A 22,285-nucleotide genomic window follows, 5' to 3' on the forward strand; every position below is an offset into this window, starting at 1 on the left:
GAGAGTTAAACGTGGATTTAACTAACATGGGTATTGCAGCAAAAGACGCTGCTTTCCACCTAGCGACCGCATCTACGGCGCAAAAGAATAAAGCATTGGCGATCATTGCTGATGAGTTACAAGCAAACGCTGCAACGATTCTAGAAGCGAACGCGAAAGATATCGAACTTGGCCGTGCTGCTGGTCTGACTGATGCACTATTAGATCGTCTGTTGCTCAACGAAGAGCGCTTAACCGGTATCGCTAACGATGTTCGTAACGTGATTAGCCTGAACGACCCTGTGGGCAGCGAAATGGACAGTAAGGTACTGGAAAACGGTATGTCACTGTCTCGCCGCCGTGTGCCACTTGGTGTGGTTGGTGTTATCTATGAAGCGCGTCCAAACGTAACTATCGATATTGCAGCACTGTGTTTGAAGACAGGTAACGCAAGTATTCTACGTGGTGGTAAAGAGACGTTCTTCTCGAACATGGAACTGGTTAAAGTTATCCAGTCTGCATTAGAGAAAGCTGAGCTTCCTGCCGCTTCAGTTCAGTACATTGAAAAACCTGATCGTGAACTCGTATCTCAACTGCTTAAACTGGATGACTACGTGGATATGATTATTCCTCGTGGCGGTGCTGGCCTGCACAAGATGTGTAAAGAGAACAGTACTATTCCAGTTATCATCGGTGGTTTCGGTATCAGCCATATCTTTGTTGATGAGAGCGCTGATCTTGAGAAGTCTGTTGATGTGGTTGAAAACTCGAAAGTTCAACGTCCATCTGCATGTAACTCATTGGATACGCTGCTAGTGCATGAAGCGGTTGCTGAGGCTTTCCTTGCTAAGCTGACACAGCGTTTAGCAGGTAAGGTAACCTTGGTTGCTGACGCCAGTGCAAAATCACTGCTAGCAGGTTTTGAAGACCAACGTGATGCGGTTGAAGGTGACTTTGACACTGAATGGCTAAGCTACACGTTAGGAGTGAAAGTGGTAGCGGATGTGGCAGAGGCGATTGACCACATGCGCGTACACAACGCGAGTCACTCAGATGCGATCATGACTAATAGTCTAGAGAGCTCAGAGCGTTTCATTAACTCTGTCGGTTCTGCGGCGGTTTATGTGAATGCATCAACACGTTTTACTGATGGCGCACAGTTTGGTTTAGGCGCTGAAGTCGCAGTATCAACCCAGAAGCTGCACGCTCGAGGCCCAATGGGCTTAGAAGAACTGACAAGCTACAAATGGGTGGGTAAAGCGAACTATTTGATTCGCGGTTAACGCTGGTCGTTAATTTTACTCCTCAGCTCATTTTTGAAATGGCGATCGAGTAGCAATAATCAATGAATCACCACACAAAAGGGCCTTAATTGGCCCTTTTTCTTTCCTAACGTTTGGCAATTCCGTTACACTGATATTCAATTATTTGGAGGTGATATGCATTGTCCTTTTTGTTCAGAGAACGACACTAAAGTAATCGATTCAAGACTGGTAGCCGATGGCCATCAGGTTCGTCGTCGCCGTCAATGCCTTGCATGTAGTGAACGTTTTACGACTTTCGAATCGGCAGAACTTGTGATGCCGAAAGTCATAAAGTCGAATGGAAACCGCGAACCATTTAATGAAGATAAAATGGTGGGTGGTGTACAGCGCGCCCTAGAAAAACGCCCAGTGAGTGCTGATGCGATTGAACTTGCGATCAGTACGATTAAGTCACAACTCCGTGCAACTGGTGAGCGTGAAGTACCAAGCGAGATGATTGGTAATCTTGTGATGGGCCAATTGAAAGAATTGGATAAAGTGGCGTACATTCGTTTTGCCTCTGTTTACCGCAGCTTTGAAGACATCCGAGAGTTTGGCGAAGAAATCGCTAAATTAGAGGATTAATTCCTCAATCATGTCTAATTTTACTCCCCTAGATTTTCAAATGATGTCGCGTGCTATTCAGTTAGCCAAACGCGGCATTTACACCACTGCGCCAAACCCGAATGTGGGTTGTGTCATCGTGCAAACCGACGGTCAGATCGTTGGTGAAGGTTTTCACGCCAAAGCCGGTGAACCTCATGCTGAAGTACATGCCATGCGAATGGCTGGCGATAAGGCAAAAGGTGCGACCGCTTATGTCACGCTAGAACCTTGCTCGCACTATGGTCGAACGCCACCTTGTGCTGAAGGTTTGATTAAGGCTCAAGTAGCCAAAGTGATTTGTGCCATGCAGGACCCAAACCCAAAAGTTGCAGGTCGTGGTATCAAAATGCTACGCGACGCCGGCATTGAGGTTGAAATCGGTTTATTAGAGCAAGATGCTCTCGACTTGAATCCTGCATTTATCAAGCGTATGCAAACGGGCATGCCATTCGTTCAGTTAAAGATGGCCGCTAGCCTTGATGGGCAAACGGCATTGGAAAATGGTCAAAGCCAGTGGATCACATCGCCAGAAGCGCGTCGTGATGTTCAAAATTACCGAGCAAAGTCAGGCGCTGTGTTATCAACTAGCCAGACGGTGATTGACGACAACGCGTCGCTGAATGTTCGCTGGGCAGAGTTGCCAAGCAGTATCAAAGATCATTACGCTGAAGACGAGCTGCGTCAGCCGATTCGCGTGATTCTTGATCGTCAAAATCAACTGCGCCCTGAGCTCAAGTTATTCCAAACTCCAACATCGGTATTGAGAGTCGCTGAAGCGTCTGCTGATATTGAAGTCGGAACCACAGAGGCAGGTCAGCTCGATTTGCACGATCTGATGCGTCAATTACCTGCAAATCATATCGACCATATTTGGGTCGAAGCGGGCGCAACATTGGCAAAAAGCTTGATTGAAGCGCAGTTAGTGGATGAGCTAATCCTCTATTTAGCACCTAAACTAATGGGCAGTGACGGACGAGGTTTGATGGGCGCATTAGGGCTCACTTCAATGTCTGATGTGATTGACCTAGAAATCAAAGATGTTCGACAGGTTGGTGTGGATATTCGCATTGTCGCGAAGCCTATTATTGCGAAATCAATTGCGGCTAACCAATAGTCGCGAAATAAATCGTGACGAAACCACAGTAGAAATAGTTACTCCAACTACATACGTGTCGTTGACAACAAAAAGAGTTTTAAAATGTTTACAGGAATTGTAGAAGCCGTAGGTACATTGAGTGCAATCACTCCCCGCGGAGAAGACATCACCGTAACGGTTAATGTTGGTAATCTTGATATGGCTGACGTTAAGTTAGGCGACAGTATCGCAACCAATGGTGTGTGTTTGACGGTTGTTGAGTATAACGACCACAGCTACAGTGCAGACCTTTCGCTTGAGACCCTGAAAAAAACGGGTTTTGTGGATTACCAAGCGGGCGACAAGGTCAACCTAGAGAAAGCAATGTTACCGACCACGCGTTTCGGTGGTCATATCGTATCGGGTCACGTTGATGGCGTGGGTGAGATTGTTGAGCGTAACCAAGTCGGTCGTGCGATTGAGTTCTGGGTAGAAATGCCTGCAGAGATCTCAAAGTACGTAGCTCAAAAAGGTTCAGTCACCGTAGATGGTATTAGCCTGACTGTGAATGATTTACGCAAGAATGCGTTTAAGCTGACGATCGTTCCTCACACCTCTTCAGAAACCACCATTGATCAATTCAATGTTGGTCGTAAAGTGAATCTAGAAGTCGATGTATTAGCGCGTTATATGGAGCGTCTACTGCAAGGCCAGCAGCAAGAGTCTGAGCCTGAATCTCGATTAACGATGGAATTCTTACAGCAGAATGGTTTTGCCTAACCGTTGGTACAAAGTGCACTAAACATCACTTTGTAAAAGCGAGCAATATCATCAGGTTTAAATAGTGTCGGTTCTAGGAAGCAGAACCATTTCAAAGGATATAGAACAATGCCAATTAGTACTCCTCAAGAAATTATTGAAGACATTCGCCTAGGAAAAATGGTTATCCTGATGGATGATGAAGATCGCGAAAATGAAGGCGATCTGATCATGGCAGCAGAACATGTCACGCCAGAAGCGATTAACTTCATGGCGATGTATGGCCGTGGCTTAATTTGCCTAACGTTGACCAAAGAGCGTTCAAATCGCATGGGTCTAGCGCCTATGGTTCAAGACAACAATGCTCAATACACGACGAACTTTACGGTTTCAATTGAAGCTGCTGAGGGCGTAACAACGGGTATTTCTGCGTCAGACCGCGCTGTTACCGTTCAAGCGGCTGTGGCAAAAGATGCGAAAGCGGCTGACTTAGTTCAACCTGGCCATATCTTCCCTCTGACAGCTCAAGAAGGTGGTGTTCTAACACGCGCAGGCCACACTGAAGCAGGCTGTGATTTAGCTCGTCTAGCAGGCTGTGAACCAGCATCTGTTATCGTTGAGATCCTAAATGACGACGGCACCATGGCACGTCGCCCTGATCTTGAAGTCTTCGCTGAAAAACACGATATCAAACTAGGCACCATTGCTGACTTGATTGAATACCGCAACAACACAGAAACGACGATTGAACGCGTAGCACAATGTCATTTGCCAACAGAGTTTGGTGACTTTGAGCTTGTGACTTACCGTGACACGATTGATAACCAGATCCACTACGCAATGCAAAAAGGCGACTTGTCTGTAGGCGCTCCTTTAGTGCGTGTTCACCTGCATGACACGTTCACCGATCTGCTTCATTCAGACCGTGGTACTGAGCGCAGCTGGTCGCTAGATAAAGCGATGAAGCGCATTGGCGACGAAGGCGGTGTGTTGGTTATTCTGGGTAACGAAGAGTCGTCTGATTCTTTGATTCACAAAGTGAAGACATTCGAAGCTCAAGACAAGAACGAGCAGCCAACCATGGCGAAGAAGCAAGGTACCTCGCGTCGTGTTGGTGTGGGTTCTCAGATTCTACAAGACCTAGGCGTGCACGATATGCGTCTGCTTTCTTCAAGCACCAAGCGTTACCACGCATTGGGTGGCTTTGGTCTTAACGTTGTTGAGTATGTTTGCGAGTAAGTCGATATATCTCTGTTTATAGCAACATAATTTACCGATGATTCCAGTGGCTCTTTTGGTGATTCGTTTTGCCAAAAGAGCAAAGTAGTTGAGCCCGATTCAAAACGTGTTAAATACACGAGCTTGACTACTGGTTGCTCCTATATGGTTGAGAGCCGTGCTGCGTTATCATCTTTACATCTCCGGTGTCTGTTCTTCTAAATTAGCATTAGATATTGCTCACAGTTTTGTGCTAGAATCCGGCGATTCTCACTTGATGAAAATAGTTAAAGGAAGGCTTATGAAAGTGATCGAGGGTGGCTTCCCAGCGCCAAATGCAAAAATTGCTATCGTTATTGCTCGTTTCAACAGTTTTATTAACGAAAGTTTACTTTCTGGTGCAATCGATACTTTAAAGCGTCATGGACAAGTAAGCGAAGACAACATCACTGTTGTTCGTTGCCCTGGTGCAGTAGAACTTCCACTTGTAGCGCAACGCGTTGCAAAAACAGGTAAGTTCGATGCGATTGTATCTCTTGGTACAGTAATCCGTGGCGGTACACCTCACTTTGACTATGTTTGTAGTGAATGTAATAAAGGTTTGGCACAAGTGTCTCTGGAATTTTCTCTTCCAGTAGCGTTTGGTGTTCTTACTGTTGATACGATCGATCAAGCTATTGAACGCGCAGGAACCAAGGCTGGTAATAAGGGTGCAGAAGCCGCACTTAGCGCACTTGAGATGATCAACGTTCTTTCTGAAATCGATTCCTAATGGGGGCCAGTGTGAAACCAGCCGCACGTCGTAACGCACGTCAATTTGCTCTACAAGCAATTTATTCTTGGCAAATTACTAAAGAAAATATTGCTACCGTTGAAGAACAGTTCTTATCTGGTGGTAAGTATGATGAAGAAGAGCATCATGCCGCAGAACCTGCTCTAGCTATGCCAGAAACAGACGTTGCATACTTCCGCGACTTACTAACTGGTGTTGCTCTTAGCCACATGGAACTTGATAGCAAGCTTCGTCCATTCGTATCTCGCCCTATGCAAGATCTGGATTTGATGGAACTAGCGCTTCTACGTTTAGCTATGTACGAGATGACTCGTCGCGAAGATGTACCATACAAAGTGGTTATCAACGAAGCTATCGAGCTTGCAAAAGTATTTGCAGCAGAAGACAGCCATAAGTTTGTTAACGGTGTGCTTGATAAAGCTGCACCACACGTTCGTAAGAAATAAGACGTTCGTATATTGAATCTAAAGGTCAGCTTTTATGCTGGCCTTTTTTGTAACTAAATTTCTGTAATCTCAATAATTACGGTGATTTGTATGAAGACTAAAGATAGGGCATGTGATGTCTGGCGAATTTAACCTGATTGAAAAATATTTTGTAAATCGACAACCACAACGTAAAGACGTACATCTGGCTGCTGGCGATGACTGTGCTTTGGTCAAAGCGCCGGGCAATGTTGAGATAGCGATCAGTACGGACACCTTAGTGGCGGGCACTCACTTCCTAGCGGAAGCAAACCCAGCTTGGGTGGCACACAAAGCCTTGGCTTCGAACATCAGTGATCTTGCGGCTATGGGCGCGACGCCTGCTTGGGTTTCATTTGCGTTAACTATGCCAGAAGTCGATGAAGAATGGCTTGCTCCCTTCTGTGACTCCTTCTTCAAGCTCGCTGACTACTTTGGTATTCAGTTAATTGGCGGTGATACAACCAAAGGGCCACTAAGTCTGACACTGACTGTACAAGGTTTTGTGCCAGAAGGTCGAGCACTGCGTAGAGATGGCGCTAAAGTGGGCGACTGGATTTACGTAACGGGTAACCTAGGTGATAGCAAAGCAGGCCTAGAAGTATTGCTTGAGCCAGAACAGAACAAAGTCAGACCTTATGCTCTTGAACTTGAAGAAAGGCACTATCTGAGCGTTCCTAGAGTATTGGCTGGTCAGGCGTTGGTGAACCTTGCTTCATCGGCTATTGATATCTCTGATGGTGTTATTGCTGATTTAAAACATATCCTTAAGCGTTCTCAAGTTGGCGCGAGTATTGATGTAAGCACGCTGCCAATCTCTCCAGAGTTACGTCAGTTTGCATCCGATATTGCTTCGGCTCAACAGTATGCGTTGACCAGTGGTGAAGAGTACGAACTGTGCTTTACTGTGCCGGAAGAGAATAAAGGCTCATTGGAAAGTGCTTTGTCACACACTGGAACAAAAGTCACCTGCATTGGCCAGATAAGACCTGTAGAATATTTTGAATTACACAATAATGGTGAACCACTGAGTTGGAACTTAACTGGTTACGATCACTTTAAGGTTAATTGATGACAAACCCACTTTCTCTTATTTCTCTTAAAAATCCTTGGCACTTATTGGCAACGGGTTTTGGTAGTGGCTTATCGCCGATTATTCCCGGCACCATGGGCACGCTTGCGTCGATCCCATTTTATCTATTGCTGGTTCAGTTACCTTTCCCTATTTATGTCATTCTTGTGGTTGTGAGCTGCATTATTGGTATCAAAATATGCCAAGTGACGTCTGATGACATGGGCGTGCACGATCACGGCTCTATTGTATGGGATGAGTTTGCGGGCTTTTGGATCACCATGGGCCTAGTGCCGTTGTTGAGTATTCCTGTTAATGATTGGAAATGGCTATTCGCCGGCTTTGTTCTGTTTCGTTTTTTCGATATGGTAAAGCCTTGGCCAATTGGTTGGTTAGACAAGCGAGTTCACGGCGGCTTAGGTATCATGATTGATGATATCGTGGCGGGTATTATGGCGGCGATTTCGCTGTATGCAGTGGCTCATTTTTCAGGTTGGCTCGTTTAAGAATCAATATCTAAAGAACGAACAATAATACATAAAAACAAGGAATTACAATGTCTAAGAAGGTTTACTGTGTTGCTCAATTTCAGCCTAAAGAAGGCAAATTGAACGAGTTGTTTGAAGTTCTGAAATCACTAGAGCCAAACACAATGCGTGAAGACGGTTGTATCCAATATACAGTGACTCGTCACATTCAGAGCCCATTTGCAGAGGGTGAGAGTTTCCCTATTGCATTCAATGAGATCTGGGCGGACAACGAAGCATTCGAAGCACACTGTCAACGTCGTGAGATTCAGCAGTTCTTCCAAGAGCAGTGTGTTGAAGAGACAGGCTTGGTTGAGAACTTCAACGTTGCTATCTACTCTGACGAACCAGAGAACTATGACGCGCCAGTACTTAAGCCTTGTTGCTAAGCAGGCTTAATTGCTAATAACTAACAGCTAAACAACGAATAGTTTATCAGTTAGCAGATACTAAAAAGGTTGACCCTAGGGCCAACCTTTTTTGTTTTGTCGCTTATGCTGTTTGCTTGTGAAAGCTATTTGGCAAGGTAGTCGGAGATAGACTTCTCAATACCTTTCGCATCTAAGCCAAGCTCTTCATGCAGCTCACCTTGAGTACCTTGAGCAATAAACTTGTCAGGTAGGCCAAGGTTTAAAACAGGCATCAGTAGTTTTTCTTGCATCAAGAACTCAATCACACCCGCGCCCGCACCACCTGCAATCGCGTTTTCTTCGATAGTCACTAGTACATCGTGGTCAGCAGCAAGTTGTTTGATCAGAGCTTCATCTAGCGGTTTCACAAAACGCATGTCTGCAACTGTCGCATCGATAGCGTCTGCGGTTTGAAGTGCACTTTCAAGGAAAGTACCAAAGCTCAGGATAGCGACCTTCGAGCCATCTTTTGCTTTTTCACTTTCGCGAACGATACGACCTTTACCAATCTCAAGAGCGGTAAACTCACTTTGAATCTCAGTACCCATGCCATTACCGCGAGGGTAACGAACGGCACTTGGCCCCGTGTGCTGGTGGCCGGTGTAAAGCATTTGGCGACATTCGTTCTCGTCGCTTGGTGCCATGATCACCATGTTTGGAATGCAGCGCATAAAGCTTAAGTCGAACGCACCTTGGTGTGTTTGACCATCGGCACCGACAAGACCTGCACGGTCAATAGCGAACATAACCGGTAGATCCATGATTGCCACATCGTGGATCAGTTGATCGTAGCCACGTTGTAGGAAAGTTGAGTAGATAGCCACAATCGGTTTATCACCCGCAATCGCCATACCAGTTGCTAGTGTCACAGCGTGTTGCTCAGCAATTGCTACATCGAAGTACTGTTCTGGATACTCTTTCGAGAAACGCACCATACCAGAACCTTCACGCATTGCTGGCGTTATCGCCATTAGCTTAGGATCTTGAGCGGCCATATCACACAGGAAGTCGCCAAAAATCTTAGAGAAAGTTGGTTTAGAGCTGGTGCTCTTAGGCAGACTTGAATGTGCAGGATCGAATTTAGGTACACCGTGGTAGCCAATTGGATCTTTTTCAGCTGGCTCGTAGCCTTTGCCTTTCTTCGTCATGATATGCAGGAACTGAGGGCCTTTAAGGTCTCTCATGTTCTTCAGCGTTTTAATCAGCTCGTTTACATCGTGACCGTCTACAGGACCAATGTAATTAAAGCCTAACTCTTCAAACATGGTGCCAGGGACAACCATGCCTTTTAAATGTTCTTCTGTACGACGAACCAGCTCTTTAATCGGCGGAACGCCTGATAGCACTTTCTTGCCACCCTCACGAATTGACGTGTAAAGACTGCCAGAAAGAACTTGAGCGAGGTGGTTGTTTAGAGCACCGACGTTTTCAGAGATCGACATCTCGTTATCGTTAAGGATAACCAGCATGTCATTGTGAATATCGCCCGCGTGGTTCATGGCTTCGAAGGCCATACCTGCGGTGATCGCGCCATCACCAATGACACTCACGACTTTACGATTCTTACCTTCTTTCTTCGCACTGATTGCCATACCAAGTCCGGCGCTGATCGATGTTGAAGAGTGACCAACAGATAGGGTGTCGTATTCGCTCTCTTGACGCCATGGGAATGGGTGCAGTCCATCTTTTTGACGGATAGTCGACAAGCGGTCGCGACGACCTGTAAGAATCTTGTGTGGGTAGGCTTGGTGGCCAACATCCCAAACCAACTGGTCAAAAGGCGTGTTGTACACATAGTGCAGAGCAACTGTTAGCTCTACTGTACCTAAGCCTGACGCTAAGTGACCACTTGACTGGCTCACCGAGTTAAGAAGATAGGTACGTAATTCATCACAAAGCTGTGTAAGCGTCTCTTTTGGAAGTAGACGCAAATCCTCTGGCTTATCAGCCAAAGCAAGAGTTGGGTACTTTGATATATCAAGAGTCATAGGTAATGCGCGCTTATTGTCTTAGTTCTTGCGCTCGATGACGTATCGGGCGAACTCTTCGAGTGACTGGGTATTGTATGGGATTGCAGCCAAAGCTTGAAGCGCTTCCTGTAGCAGAGTTTGCGCTTTTTCTTGAGCGCCCTCTAAACCTAACAAAGAAGGATAGGTGCTTTTGTTCAAATCTTGGTCAGAGCCCTGTGGTTTACCCAAAGTTTCGGTATCGCTAATGATATCTAAAATATCATCCTGAACTTGGAAGGCTAACCCGATTGCATCGGCGTACTTATCTAATTGAGGCATCACTTCAAACGCTTTTTCGCCAGCAGCCAGAGCACCTAAACGAATCGCACTCTTCATTAGAGCGCCAGTCTTGTTACGGTGAACTTCTTCTAACTCTTCTAGCGTGACAGAGCGGTTTTCAGCTTCAATATCAAGAGCTTGTCCAATGCACATACCTTGTGCACCAGACGCTTCAGCTAGGCGTTGAATCATTCGAACGCGATTGCTTTCCCCGTCAGCACTTAATGTGCCTTCCGCAAGTATAGTAAACGCGAGAGTTTGTAGGGCATCGCCAGTTAAAATAGCCGTTGCTTCATCGTATTTGATGTGACAAGTCTGATGGCCACGACGAAGTTCATCGTCATCCATTGCTGGAAGGTCGTCGTGAATCAGAGAATAGGCATGAATACATTCGATTGCAGAAGCTGGAGTATCGAGTTCTTCAGCGGTACAGCCGAGCATTTCCCCTGTAATGTAGACAAGAAATGGACGTGCGCGTTTGCCGCCTAAAAGTAACCCATAACGCATCGCGTTGATAAGGTTCTGATTTTGGTGTGGCAGGCGATCAAGCCAAAGGTTCAGCTGCTCGTTATTACGTGCTTGATAAGACAATAAAGTCTCGATCATAGGGGATCTCATACAATTCGTTATTCTGGTTGTGGGTTAAAGTCACTAAGTTCTGCATTTTCATCATTTTGCAGTAAGATGCTAACACGCTGTTCAGCATCGTTTAGTTTACTTTGACCAGCACGAGCGAGGGAGATGCCTCGTTCGAACTTTTTCAGCGCATCATCTAAAGCTAGATCACCATTTTCTAGTTGATCAACCAAGCCATCAAGCTCTTCGATAGCCGCTTCAAAGCTCATATTTTCAGGTTTCTTAGTAGCCATAATAAATCTGCGTTTGGAAATATGAACGAACGTTACCCTAGGCCGCTGAGATGGTCAAATGTAACCAAGAAATTTTGCTAGAAAGTTCGTTTTTAAGGGGCTTGAACTCACTTTGGTTGAATAACCTTAGCTTTATCGAGTTTATGCGCTAAGGATAAGAGCAAAGTAAGCCAATAATTGTGATTCAAAAACGAAAAGTGTGATATTTAGGCCAAGAATTTACTAAAAGATCTTATAGTCTGGCCGATAAAAAGATTATCGTCGACGTAGAGCTACAAAAAAGCATGAGGAGTGCTCAGTGGATTTAGCAACCCTAATAGGTTTGATTGGTGGATTTGCCTTTGTAATCATGGCAATGATCCTAGGTGGAAGCCTCGGGATGTTCTATGACACGACATCCATTTTGATCGTGGTGGGTGGTTCAACGTTTGTTGTTCTAATGAAGTTCACCATGGGACAATTCTTTGGAGCAACTAAAATCGCTGGCAAAGCATTTATGTTTAAGGCCGATGAGCCTGAAGATCTTATCGCTAAAGTGGTAGAGATGGCGGATGCAGCACGTAAAGGTGGCTTCTTGGCACTTGAAGAGATGGAAATCAGCAACAGTTTCATGCAAAAGGGCATCGACCTATTGGTAGATGGCCATGATGGTGATGTGGTGCGTGCTGCACTGCAAAAAGACATCGCATTAACCACAGAGCGTCATGAGCAGGGCGCGAAGGTGTTCTCTGCATTTGGTGATGTAGCACCCGCGATGGGTATGATTGGTACCTTGGTTGGCTTGGTTGCCATGCTTTCTAACATGGATGATCCAAAAGCGATCGGCCCTGCGATGGCGGTAGCACTTTTAACGACCCTGTACGGTGCAATTCTTTCGAACATGGTGTTCTTCCCAATTGCGGACAAGCTTGCGCTGCGTCGTGACCAAGAGACACTCAACCGTCGTTTGGTTATGGATGGTGTATTAGCGATTCAAGATGGTCAGAACCCACGAGTTATCGATGGTTACCTCAAGAGCTACCTCAATGAAGGTAAGCGCACGATTGATGGTGAACCCGCGTAAGAGGATTTGAAGATGGATGAAGAAAATCCATGTAAATGTCCTCCTCCGGGGTTACCTCAATGGATGGGGACATTTGCTGACTTGATGTCACTGCTGATGTGTTTCTTCGTACTGCTGCTCTCATTCTCTGAGATGGACGTACTGAAGTTCAAACAGATCGCTGGCTCGATGAAATTTGCGTTTGGTGTACAAAACCGCTTGGAAGTGAAAGATATTCCTAAAGGTACTAGCATCATTGCGCAAGAGTTTCGCCCTGGTCGCCCAGAGCCGACTCCTATCGATGTGATCATGCAGCAGACCATTGATATTACGCAGCAAACGCTTGAGTTTCATGAAGGTGAATCTGAGCGTGCTGGCGGCACAATGCGTGACCAAGGCAAGATGACGGGAGGCAAGTCGCCAGAGGTTTCAACTCACGACAATCAAAATTCTGAGTCAGACCAACAGCAACAGCAAGCTGAAGCTCAATCGCAAGAGATGGAAACCTTGATGGAAAGTATCAAGAAAGCGTTGGAGCGAGAGATCGACCAAGGCGCGATTGAGGTGGAAAACCTTGGCCAGCAGATTGTGATTCGAATTCGTGAGAAGGGTGCATTCCCATCGGGTTCTGCTTTCCTACAACCTAAGTTTCGACCATTGGTTAGACAGGTGGCTGAATTGGTAAAAGATGTACCAGGTATTGTTCGTATTTCTGGCCACACCGATAATCAGAGACTTGATTCAGAGCTTTATCGTTCTAATTGGGACCTGTCATCGCAGCGTGCGGTGTCTGTGGCTCAAGAGATGGAAAAGGTACGTGGCTTCTCTCATCAACGCTTGAGAGTTCGCGGTATGGCCGACACAGAGCCAGTAGAGCCGAACGATACTGAATGGCAGCGTAGCCTCAACCGCCGTGTTGAAATCAGCATTATGCAGGGTGAGCCGCTTTACAGTGATGAAGTGCCTGTTATTGGTCAGTAGTAGGCAGAGAGACAGCGATTAGTCTTCAGGTACACATACGTTAGTCAGCAGATAGCATCGAAAGCCCAACCTTATGATGAGGTTGGGCTTTTTGTTTTCTGGTCTTCAATGATGCTCTCAGCGGTATTTATGTCGTTTTGAAACCTGCTACTTTTAATAACAGGCGGTTTAATTATCGGGTTAAAGCAACCACTCTTTTCCTTGCTTCACTTTCTCATGTATAATTCGCGCCCTTAGATTTAATATTGATCTATTATTGCTTCAATAACTATGTGAAATGACCTTTTACGTGGTGATGAACCTACTAAAATTTGTGAACCTTATTGGCGTGAAAGTACTATGAAATTTATTGTTAAGCCTCATCCGGAAATTTTTATTAAAAGTGAATCGGTGCGTAAGCGCTTCACAAAGATTCTAGAACGTAATATTCGTACTATTCTTCAGCGTCGTACTGAGTCTGTGGCTGTCTTCAACCGCCGTGACTACATCGAAGTGACGTCTGAGAGCGACAAGTACTTCAAAGAAACACTCGAAGTATTGACGCAAACTCCGGGTATTCATCACTCCCTTGAGGTTCAGCAATCAGAATTTAAAGACCTGCACAATATTTACGAGCAAGTTCTTGAACGAAGCGGTGCTCTTATTGAAGGCAAGACTTTCTCTGTGCGAGCCAAGCGTCGTGGTAAACATGACTTTACTTCTATTGAGCTAGAACGCTACGTAGGTGGTGGTTTAAACCAAGCGGTTGAATCAGCAAAAGTAAAACTGAAAAATCCAGATATTACCGTTAAAGTTGAAGTCGAGAACGAAAAGCTAAACCAAGTTATTGAACGTCATAAAGGCCTAGGCGGATTCCCTCTAGGTACTCAAGAAGATCTGCTTAGCTTGATCTCTGGCGGTTTCGATTCTGGCGTTTCAAGCTACTTACACATCAAACGTGGTTCTAAAGTGCATTACTGCTTCTTTAACCTAGGTGGCCCTGCGCACGAAATTGGTGTTAAGCAAGTTTCTCACTATCTATGGGATAAATACGGCTCATCGGCAAAGGTGAAGTTCATCTCTATCGATTTTGAACCGGTAGTCGCTGAGATTCTTGAGAACGTTGAAGATGGCCAAATGGGCGTGGTTCTTAAGCGTATGTTTATGCGTGCTGGTGGTATGGTTGCAGAGCGTTTCGGTATCGAAGCACTAGTAACGGGTGAAGCACTTGGTCAGGTTTCTAGCCAAACGCTAACTAATCTTCGCCACATTGACAACGTGACCGATACTTTGATCCTTCGTCCGCTTATTAACTGGGACAAAGAAGACATCATCGACCTGTCTCGTAAGATTGGCACTGAAGACTTTGCGAAAGTAATGCCTGAGTACTGTGGTGTTATTTCTAAGAAGCCAACAGTGAAAGCGAAGAAAGGAAAATTAGAAGCAGAAGAAGCTAAGTTTAACTTTGAAGTGCTGGAGCAAGTGATCGAGAACGCTCGAGTTATCGATATCCGTGATATCGAGAAAGAGAGCCAAGAGCAAGCGCCTGAAGTTGAACAAGTTCAAGCTGTTGCTGAGCACGCTATCGTTCTTGATATCCGTAGCCCAGACGAAGAAGACGAAAGCCCACTAGAGATCGATGGTGTTGAAATTAAACATATCCCGTTCTTCAAGCTTTCGACTCAGTTTGGCGACTTGGACCAAGCAAAAGAGTACTTGCTGTACTGTGACCGTGGTGTAATGAGCCGTCTACAGGCGCTTTATCTAAAAGAGCAAGGCTTCCATAACGTGAAGGTTTACCGCCCATAGTGGTATAGAGTAGCCGAATATTTTGCAAAGCCGTTTACTGAAAAGTAAGCGGCTTTTTTATTTTCTATTGTGAATGTTTTACAGTAGGCAGTAAGAGGCGCGAGTTTGTCGAGTTATCATCATGCTCTTTCTTGAGACTCTGAGATTGAAATGATGGGGTTTAAGTTGGCTTGTAGGTGACCGAAGAAGTGTGAGTATCTGAGGAACTCTGTTACTTTTTAGTGCTATTCAATGGTTCTATTTGTATGTGTTCAGTTGATTATTTGAGTGGGTGTCTGATTCTGTGATTAACGATGAAAAATAACAAAGATTAATTAGCACAGCTATTGATAAACTTGTTGTTATTTTTCTTTGCACATAAAAAAACACCGCCCATAAGGCGGTGTAAACAAATTTGACAGACAGGTCAAAATAAATACAGGAAGTACATGTCTCGTTTCAGTATAGAACTGCAACAAAACATTTGGTAGAACTCTACCCAACTCGAAAAGAACGAGTTTGCAAACACAACATCGCAGGAGCTAAACCAATTGATTCTAGAGAGAATCAAGCCGTTCAGGCTAGCTGCTGCGGGATGAAATATAGAATTTCTCTGGCCGCTAGGCAATGGACAAATTATAATGTTTCAGATAAAAAAAACTAATGCTTATTTAGAGAGTACCTATGTCTCGTCGATTACCCCCATTAAACTCGCTAAGAGTGTTTGAAGCCGCTGCTCGACACTTGAGTTTTACGCGCGCTGCAGAAGAGTTGTTTGTTACTCAAGCTGCAGTGAGTCATCAGATTAAAGCGCTTGAAGAATTCTTGTCTTTGAAGCTGTTTCGTCGAAGAAATCGCTCTTTGCTGCTGACTGAAGAAGGTCAGAGCTACTTCTTAGACATCAAAGATATTTTTACATCACTGGCTGAAGCGACGGATAAAGTGCTTGAGCGAAGTGAGAAGGGTGCATTGACCATCAGCTTACCGCCAAGCTTTGCCATTCAATGGTTAGTGCCAAGGCTTGCAGACTTTAATCAGCAAGAACCTGATATCGACGTACGAATTAAAGCCGTTGATATGGATGAAGGCTCGCTGACCGATGACGTAGACGTAGCTATTTATTATGGTCGAGGCAACTGGTCGGGGCTTAGAGCCGATAAGCTTTATCAAGAATACTTGATCCCTCTTTGCTCACCTTCAGTGTTGCTTGGCACCAAACCATTAGAATCTCTAAGCGATTTGGCATGTCATACGCTATTGCATGATACTTCTCGAAAGGATTGGAAGCAGTTCGCTAAGCAAAATGGCATCGATGGGGTAAACGTCAATCACGGTCCTATCTTTAGCCACTCAACCATGGTGTTGCAGGCGGCAGCTCACGGCCAAGGTATTGCACTGGGTAACAACGTGTTGGCGCAACCTGAAATCGAAGCGGGTCGTTTGATTGCGCCTTTTGACGAAGTATTGGTGAGCAAGAATGCCTTCTATGTGGTTTGTCATGAGAAACAAGCCGATATGGGCCGTATCGCTACCTTCCGTGATTGGATGCTGGCGAAAGCGCAAAGTGAACAAGAGGATTTACTCGATGAATAACGTCATCATTGATGGTGAAAACAATCCAATCACCTTTGTCTTTGCACATGGTGCTGGCGCAGGTATGGATCATGAATTCATGCAGTCGGTGGCAAAAGGGTTAGCCTTTAAAGGGATACGAGTGATTCGTTTTAATTTCCCTTACATGATTAAACGTGCTGAAGATGGCAAGCGTCGTCCACCTGACAGAGCCCCTAAGCTGCTTGAAGCTTACCAAGACATCATTGAGCAGTGCGATGCCGATAAGCTTGTGATTGGCGGTAAATCGATGGGAGGGCGCATGGCGAGCCATTTGTCTGAAGTTGATAAGGTGGCAGCAATGGCCTGTTTAGGCTTTCCTTTCCACCCTCCTGGTAAGCCAGAGAAGTACAAAGGTGAGCACTTAGCTGAGTTACAAAAGCCATGTCTTATTTTGCAGGGTGAGCGCGATACCTTTGGTAAGCGTGAAGAGTTTGCTGATTTCGACCTGTCGGATTCTATTCGTGTTGAATTTATCCCAGACGGTGATCACAGCTTTAAGCCTCGTAAGAGCTCTGGTTACACAGAGCAGCAGAATATTGCCTTAACCGTTGAGAAGCTGTCAGCGTTTATCAAAGAGGTACTCAATGAGAAGTAAGTATTTACTCACGTTTGCAGGTATCTCTGGTGCGATTGCTGTGATGCTTGGTGCCTTCGCGGCTCACGGGTTGAAAGCTATCTTGCCAGAATATCTGCTAGGCGTGTTTGAGACGGGTGTTCAGTATCAGTTTATCCATACTTTAGCGATATTGGCGTGTGGCGCTCTGCTGCAGATGAAACTTGGCGCTAAATCACAAAAATATTTTTTCATTGCGGCAATTTGCTTTATCATCGGCATCCTTTGTTTTAGTGGCAGCCTTTATGGCTTGGCACTGACAGGAATAAAATGGTTTGGCCCTATCACTCCGTTTGGTGGTCTACTATTTATCATTGGTTGGGGAGTCTTCTCCTTCGCTGCTTTGAATATAAAAGAGGTAACTCAGTGAAACACGTACTACTTTATTGTCGCTCTGGTTTTGAAAAAGAATGTGCTGGCGAAATTCAAGACAAGGCAACACAACTGGAAGTGTTTGGTTTTCCTCGCTTAAAGAACAATACAGGCTTTGTATTGTTTGAATGTTATCAAGCAGGCGAAGCCGATAAATTGGTTAAAGAGATCGACTTCCAATCGCTGATCTTTGCTCGTCAAATGATAGCGGTAGCAGCTGAAATCAAAGATCTGCCGACTGATGATCGTATCTCTCCAATTCTTGAGGCGCTTTCTGAGAAAGAAGGTTTCCCACGTTGTGGCGATATCCGTATTGAAACGCCAGACACCAATGAAGCGAAAGAGCTTTTGAAGTTCTGCCGTAAGTTTACCGTGCCAATGCGTCAAGCTATGCGTGGTAAAGGTCTGATGACAGCGAAAGACAATGTTAAGAAGCCTGTGCTTCACTTATGTTTTATCGCTCCGGGTCATTGCTTGGTGGGTTACTCTTACCCAACTAACAACTCACAGTTCTTTATGGGCATTCCTCGTTTGAAGTTCCCATCAGATGCGCCAAGCCGTTCTACATTGAAGCTAGAAGAAGCGTTCCACGTATTCATCCCTCGTGATGAGTGGGATGAGCGTCTTGCTCCAGGTATGTGGGGCGTAGATTTAGGTGCGTGTCCAGGTGGTTGGACTTACCAACTGGTTAAGCGTTCTATGTTCGTTCACTGTGTTGACAACGGCATGATGGCAGACAGCCTAATGGAAACGGGTCAAATCAAGCACCATATGGTAGATGGCTTTAAATTTGAACCTGATCGTAAGAACGTAACTTGGATTATCTGTGACATGGTTGAGAAACCAGCTCGTGTTGCTCACTTAATGGGTGAGTGGATCATCAAAGGCTGGGCGAAAGAAGCATTGTTCAACCTTAAACTGCCAATGAAAGGCCGTTACGATGAAGTACTGCAGGATATCGAGAACCTGAAACAGTTCCTGATTGATAACAAAGTTAAATTCAAGATGCAGGCGAAGCACCTTTACCACGATCGCGAAGAGATCACGGTTCATATTCAGTCGCTTTCGAATATCTCACCGTACTAATATTTACATTAGTGTGTCAGTGATAAAGAAAATGCTCCTTTAAGGGGCATTTTTTGTATCTGCAGTTTGGTTATGTGAACGGTGACGTTTTTGGCAAACGGTTTGGCTATCGTCGCCGATTTGTAATTAACTTCAGCGATTGAAGCCTAAAAAAGCCGTAAGAGATCGAGACTTACGGCTACCTAATTCAGGGATGATACGAAGAAGGGTTTATTTAATAATTCAGCGGCAAAACTAGTCAGTTTTACAACAAGAACATCTTAGCCAAAAGTGATTTTATTAAAAGTAAGTGAATGTAAGTAAAGAATGTAAATGATAAGAATTATCATTCAAAGTGTGTAATATTCACGCCTCCTTACTTGATTCTATAAACTATAAAAACACAATATGAAACTTAAAGCATTATCAGTGGCCGTTACGGTTGCCTTGACTTCATTTACTGCCCTTGCTGCAGACGAAACAGAAACCGTTGTCGTTATCGGTTCCGCTCTTGATCAACTTGTTCAGACAGAAATTAATTCAGATATCCTTGAAAAGAAACAAGCATCGGATATCAAAGATGTTCTGAACACCATGCCTAGCGTAACGGTAGACGGAAACGCACGTTACTCACGTAAAGTCTATGTACGTGGTATGGAAGACAAATTTGCTGTTGTGACCATTGATGGTGCTCGTCAAGAAGGTCAGCTATTTCACCACTCGGGCGATCAGGCGATTGACCCTGCGATGCTCAAGCGTGCTGAAATTGAACTCGGCGGTAACTCAGCACTTTCGGGTTCTGGTGCGATTAACGGTTCATTTAGCTACGAAACCAAAGATCCTAGCGATCTTCTTAAGCCGGGCGAAAGTGTCGGTGCACGAGTAAAAACGAGCTATCAAACGGCTTATGAGCGTTTCGCAACCAATGTCAATGTCGCTGTGTATGCAAAAGTGAACGACAAGCTACAGTTTATGGGGATTGCAAACTACTCAGAAGATGGTGATCTGCACATTCCAGATCAGGAAGCTGTAACGTCCAAGCAGGGCGAGCTTAAATCTGGTATGGCTAAGGTTGTTTTCATTCCGAACGATGCCAATGAATTTAAACTGACCTTCAACCGTTACAACGATGGCGGTAAGCGTCAACTTTCTGGTGAGAAGGCAGGTGCACTGTATGCTGATGATGAACACAACTACCACTCACTAAATCGCGATACAGTGACTCTGCAACATGAATACGATGCGGGTAGTGATCTGGTACATATGAAAACCAATGTTTACTACAACCGTCAGTACATGGAGCGTGATGCGCTAGTTGATACTGCTTGGGACAAAGACGCGAACGGCAACTGGATTAAAGACGGTAAAATTGCTATTCCAGATCGTGAATACAACGTGACAACCATCGGTGGTGACATTCGTAACATTTCTTGGGTTGGTGAGCATGAGCTTACTTACGGTCTTGATGGTTACAAAGCTGAACAATGGATTGATGCTGGCGATGGTGTTTACCAAAGCGGTTCAAAGCAAGGCGAAACTAAGAAGTACGGCATGGATGGCGGCACGGTTACCGCTTACGGCCTTTACGTGCAAGATATGTATGAGTTCAGCGATTTCCGCTTAACCACGGGTCTGCGTTACGACGTTCACAAGTTGGGCGGTGTTTACACGGGTGATTTTGATCAGCTGTCTCCAAAGTTCAAGGGTGAATATCAAACTACGGATAACTTAAAACTTCGTGTTGGTTACGGTCGTCTGTTTAAAGGTGCATCACTACCAGAAACGCTAACGATGAAAGCAGCACCTGATGTTGACCAGTCTGATACCAAGGCGATGACGGGTAACAACTATGAAGCGGGCTTTGATTACGAACTGACAAGCTTACTTGCGGCTGATTACGCTATCTTAGGTTTTACGGCTTACACCTACAACCTTGATAATCAAATGCATCCAACCAAGAACAACTCAACATTAGCTAACCAGTATGATGTTGAAGTGTGGGGTGTTGAAACGGTATTAAGCTATGAGTTAGATGCGTTAAGTGTTTACGCTAACCATTCGTACTCAGATGGCGAGCAAAAGAGCCTGAAAAATGGCAAGACAAGCCACATGAATAAAACCGGTATTCATAACTTTAAGGCTGGTTTTAACTACAGCATAAACAGTGAGTTTGTGTTTGGTTGGGATTCACGTTTTGTACCGGGTAATGATTACACGGATGAAGATGGTGATGAAATTAAACGCGCAGGTTTCGCAACGCATAACATCTGGGCGGCTTACACACCTACGTTTGCTAAAGATCTAGAAGTGAATCTTGGTGTCGATAACCTACTTGATAAGAAGTACGCAGAGCATACTGGCTTTGGTATCTCTTGGGGCTCAGATAAGTACACCAGCTACGAAGCGGGTCGTAACTTTAAAGCTTCTATCGCTTATAGCTTCTAATTTGCTCTTAGCTGAAAGTCACTCTAGAAATAGAGAGTTATCAGTATAAGTGAAATGTTTCGCATTAAAATGAAACAACAAAAAGCCTTAGTTTAGACTAAGGCTTTTCTGCTTTCTAATGGATTGATCTATAAGCGATCTATTTCTAACGGTTAGCTTTTAGCGATTGAGCTTGTAACGTCGAATTAAGACACCGCTTCGTAGCGAATATCTTGCAGATTGAAGCCCAAATCGATGTCTGTTTTGAGTGCTGAAACGAGCTTGCATACGCGAGCCGATTCAATATGCTCATCGAATTTCTTGCGATACTTTTTCGGTAAGTCTTCAGCTAGGAATGCCGTCTCTATATCTGGATACGTGGTTAATATCTCTTTGGCCGCTTTTGGTCCAACTCCAGGAATCCCCGGTACTTGGCTTGAGCTGACGCCCGTTAATCCCCAGTAATCTGCGAGCTGTTCAGGTTTTACGCCAAATTCCGCTTCGATAAAGGGTTTATCTAACCAACGGTGCTGAAAGTAATCACGGATCTGTAGCGTTGGTGATAACAGTTGGCAGTAGCCCTTATCCGTCGAGATGATGGTGACCGTTTCTCCGTGATCGGCCACTTTCTTAGCGAGCGTAGCGACTAGATCATCCGCTTCATCACCATCAGATAGCAGTGAATCAATCCCTAATTCCCACCAAGCTTGTTGGATAGCATCAAGGCCTTTCATTAATGGTTCAGGCATCGGCTTGCGGTTTTGCTTGTAGGCAGGAAGGATTTCAGCGCGCCAGCCTCGATCTTGTAAATGATGATCAAATACTGCAATGATATGGGTTGGCTTTGATTCTTTTAGGATGCGATTAAGAGTACGAGCAGTAGTGGTGATGGTTCTTGCAATATCGGTTGGGTCCGGCTGAACAGAGTGAACGCGTCGGATGAGATTCAAAGCATCGATAATAACAAGATGGATAGACATAAGTTTCCACTAAATAGGCAATAAATAAGGGGCTGCTAGCCCCTTATAGTAACGTATCACTTG

The 22,285-nt window shown here is 44.9% G+C and carries 22 protein-coding genes; 18 read left to right on the forward strand and 4 right to left on the reverse strand.

The window, feature by feature from the left end; translation table 11 throughout:
• Positions 1-11 precede the first annotated feature (11 nt).
• The 10 genes from AACT19_RS07665 (at position 12) to AACT19_RS07710 (ending at position 8,186) form a co-directional block, all read left to right on the forward strand.
• Positions 12-1,262: a glutamate-5-semialdehyde dehydrogenase gene (locus AACT19_RS07665; protein ID WP_004734393.1), complete on the forward strand. Its 1,251-nt coding sequence runs from the start codon at positions 12-14 to the stop codon at positions 1,260-1,262.
• Between the two features lie 156 nt (positions 1,263-1,418).
• A complete protein-coding gene (gene nrdR / locus AACT19_RS07670; RefSeq protein WP_004734394.1) occupies positions 1,419-1,868 on the forward strand; it encodes a transcriptional regulator NrdR in 450 nt (149 codons plus the stop codon).
• A gap of 40 nt (positions 1,869-1,908) precedes the next feature.
• Complete coding sequence (ribD, locus tag AACT19_RS07675; protein ID WP_004734395.1) at positions 1,909-3,003, forward strand: bifunctional diaminohydroxyphosphoribosylaminopyrimidine deaminase/5-amino-6-(5-phosphoribosylamino)uracil reductase RibD; 1,095 nt, start codon at positions 1,909-1,911, stop codon at positions 3,001-3,003.
• Between the two features lie 84 nt (positions 3,004-3,087).
• A complete protein-coding gene (locus tag AACT19_RS07680; RefSeq protein ID WP_004734396.1) occupies positions 3,088-3,744 on the forward strand; it encodes a riboflavin synthase in 657 nt (218 codons plus the stop codon).
• A 108-nt stretch (positions 3,745-3,852) separates the two neighbouring features.
• On the forward strand, positions 3,853-4,962 hold the full coding sequence (gene ribBA / locus AACT19_RS07685) for a bifunctional 3,4-dihydroxy-2-butanone-4-phosphate synthase/GTP cyclohydrolase II (RefSeq protein ID WP_004734397.1): 1,110 nt from the start codon (positions 3,853-3,855) through the stop codon (positions 4,960-4,962).
• 280 nt (positions 4,963-5,242) lie between these two features.
• The gene (ribH, locus tag AACT19_RS07690; protein WP_004734398.1) at positions 5,243-5,713 is read left to right on the forward strand and encodes a 6,7-dimethyl-8-ribityllumazine synthase; all 471 of its coding nucleotides are present in this window, start codon (positions 5,243-5,245) and stop codon (positions 5,711-5,713) included.
• Positions 5,713-6,180 (forward strand): transcription antitermination factor NusB, encoded by a 468-nt coding sequence (gene nusB, locus AACT19_RS07695; RefSeq protein ID WP_004734399.1) that lies wholly within the window; start codon positions 5,713-5,715, stop codon positions 6,178-6,180. Before ribH ends, nusB begins: the two co-directional genes overlap by 1 nt.
• Positions 6,181-6,295: 115 nt before the next feature.
• Positions 6,296-7,270, forward strand: coding sequence for a thiamine-phosphate kinase (thiL, locus tag AACT19_RS07700; RefSeq protein ID WP_076645934.1), 975 nt, complete (start codon positions 6,296-6,298; stop codon positions 7,268-7,270).
• Positions 7,270-7,776 carry a phosphatidylglycerophosphatase A gene (pgpA, locus tag AACT19_RS07705; protein ID WP_004734401.1) on the forward strand — a complete coding sequence of 169 codons (507 nt, stop codon included), beginning with the start codon at positions 7,270-7,272 and terminating at the stop codon, positions 7,774-7,776. The genes thiL and pgpA overlap by 1 nt, the downstream gene beginning before the upstream one ends.
• Positions 7,777-7,826: 50 nt before the next feature.
• Positions 7,827-8,186, forward strand: coding sequence for a putative quinol monooxygenase (locus tag AACT19_RS07710; RefSeq protein ID WP_004734402.1), 360 nt, complete (start codon positions 7,827-7,829; stop codon positions 8,184-8,186).
• 125 nt (positions 8,187-8,311) lie between these two features.
• Here the strand turns inward: AACT19_RS07710 and dxs are convergent, their stop codons facing one another.
• Genes dxs through xseB form a run of 3 tightly spaced genes read right to left on the reverse strand, consistent with a single transcriptional unit; the run spans position 8,312 to position 11,364 of the window.
• Positions 8,312-10,195 (reverse strand): 1-deoxy-D-xylulose-5-phosphate synthase, encoded by a 1,884-nt coding sequence (gene dxs / locus AACT19_RS07715; RefSeq protein ID WP_004734403.1) that lies wholly within the window; start codon positions 10,193-10,195, stop codon positions 8,312-8,314.
• 21 nt (positions 10,196-10,216) lie between these two features.
• Positions 10,217-11,101, reverse strand: a complete 885-nt coding sequence (ispA, locus tag AACT19_RS07720; RefSeq protein WP_004734404.1) for a (2E,6E)-farnesyl diphosphate synthase — start codon at positions 11,099-11,101, stop codon at positions 10,217-10,219.
• Between the two features lie 20 nt (positions 11,102-11,121).
• Positions 11,122-11,364, reverse strand: a complete 243-nt coding sequence (gene xseB, locus AACT19_RS07725) for an exodeoxyribonuclease VII small subunit (protein ID WP_004734405.1) — start codon at positions 11,362-11,364, stop codon at positions 11,122-11,124.
• Positions 11,365-11,662: 298 nt separating this feature from the next.
• On the opposite strand from xseB, the gene pomA reads away from it, so the two are divergent.
• The 8 genes from pomA (at position 11,663) to AACT19_RS07765 (ending at position 21,263) form a co-directional block, all read left to right on the forward strand.
• Positions 11,663-12,427 (forward strand): flagellar motor protein PomA, encoded by a 765-nt coding sequence (gene pomA / locus AACT19_RS07730; protein WP_004734406.1) that lies wholly within the window; start codon positions 11,663-11,665, stop codon positions 12,425-12,427.
• A 12-nt stretch (positions 12,428-12,439) separates the two neighbouring features.
• A complete protein-coding gene (locus AACT19_RS07735) occupies positions 12,440-13,387 on the forward strand; it encodes a flagellar motor protein MotB (protein WP_004734407.1) in 948 nt (315 codons plus the stop codon).
• A gap of 339 nt (positions 13,388-13,726) precedes the next feature.
• Positions 13,727-15,175 (forward strand): tRNA uracil 4-sulfurtransferase ThiI, encoded by a 1,449-nt coding sequence (thiI, locus tag AACT19_RS07740; RefSeq protein ID WP_076645935.1) that lies wholly within the window; start codon positions 13,727-13,729, stop codon positions 15,173-15,175.
• A gap of 663 nt (positions 15,176-15,838) precedes the next feature.
• A complete protein-coding gene (locus tag AACT19_RS07745; protein ID WP_017080068.1) occupies positions 15,839-16,747 on the forward strand; it encodes a transcriptional regulator GcvA in 909 nt (302 codons plus the stop codon).
• Entirely contained in the window at positions 16,740-17,363 is a 624-nt protein-coding gene (locus AACT19_RS07750) for an alpha/beta fold hydrolase (RefSeq protein ID WP_076645936.1), read from the forward strand. Before AACT19_RS07745 ends, AACT19_RS07750 begins: the two co-directional genes overlap by 8 nt.
• Positions 17,353-17,751, forward strand: a complete 399-nt coding sequence (locus AACT19_RS07755; protein ID WP_004734382.1) for a DUF423 domain-containing protein — start codon at positions 17,353-17,355, stop codon at positions 17,749-17,751. Before AACT19_RS07750 ends, AACT19_RS07755 begins: the two co-directional genes overlap by 11 nt.
• A complete protein-coding gene (rlmM, locus tag AACT19_RS07760) occupies positions 17,748-18,839 on the forward strand; it encodes a 23S rRNA (cytidine(2498)-2'-O)-methyltransferase RlmM (protein WP_004734383.1) in 1,092 nt (363 codons plus the stop codon). The genes AACT19_RS07755 and rlmM overlap by 4 nt, the downstream gene beginning before the upstream one ends.
• Before the next feature lie 387 nt (positions 18,840-19,226).
• Entirely contained in the window at positions 19,227-21,263 is a 2,037-nt protein-coding gene (locus tag AACT19_RS07765; protein ID WP_076645937.1) for a TonB-dependent receptor plug domain-containing protein, read from the forward strand.
• Positions 21,264-21,448: 185 nt separating this feature from the next.
• Here AACT19_RS07765 and xni read toward each other — a convergent pair whose 3' ends face one another.
• Complete coding sequence (xni, locus tag AACT19_RS07770; RefSeq protein ID WP_076645938.1) at positions 21,449-22,222, reverse strand: flap endonuclease Xni; 774 nt, start codon at positions 22,220-22,222, stop codon at positions 21,449-21,451.
• Between the last annotated feature and the right edge of the window lie 63 nt (positions 22,223-22,285).

This window comes from Vibrio sp. 10N.222.47.A9 (assembly GCF_963872585.1).
Classification (GTDB): domain Bacteria; phylum Pseudomonadota; class Gammaproteobacteria; order Enterobacterales; family Vibrionaceae; genus Vibrio; species Vibrio splendidus.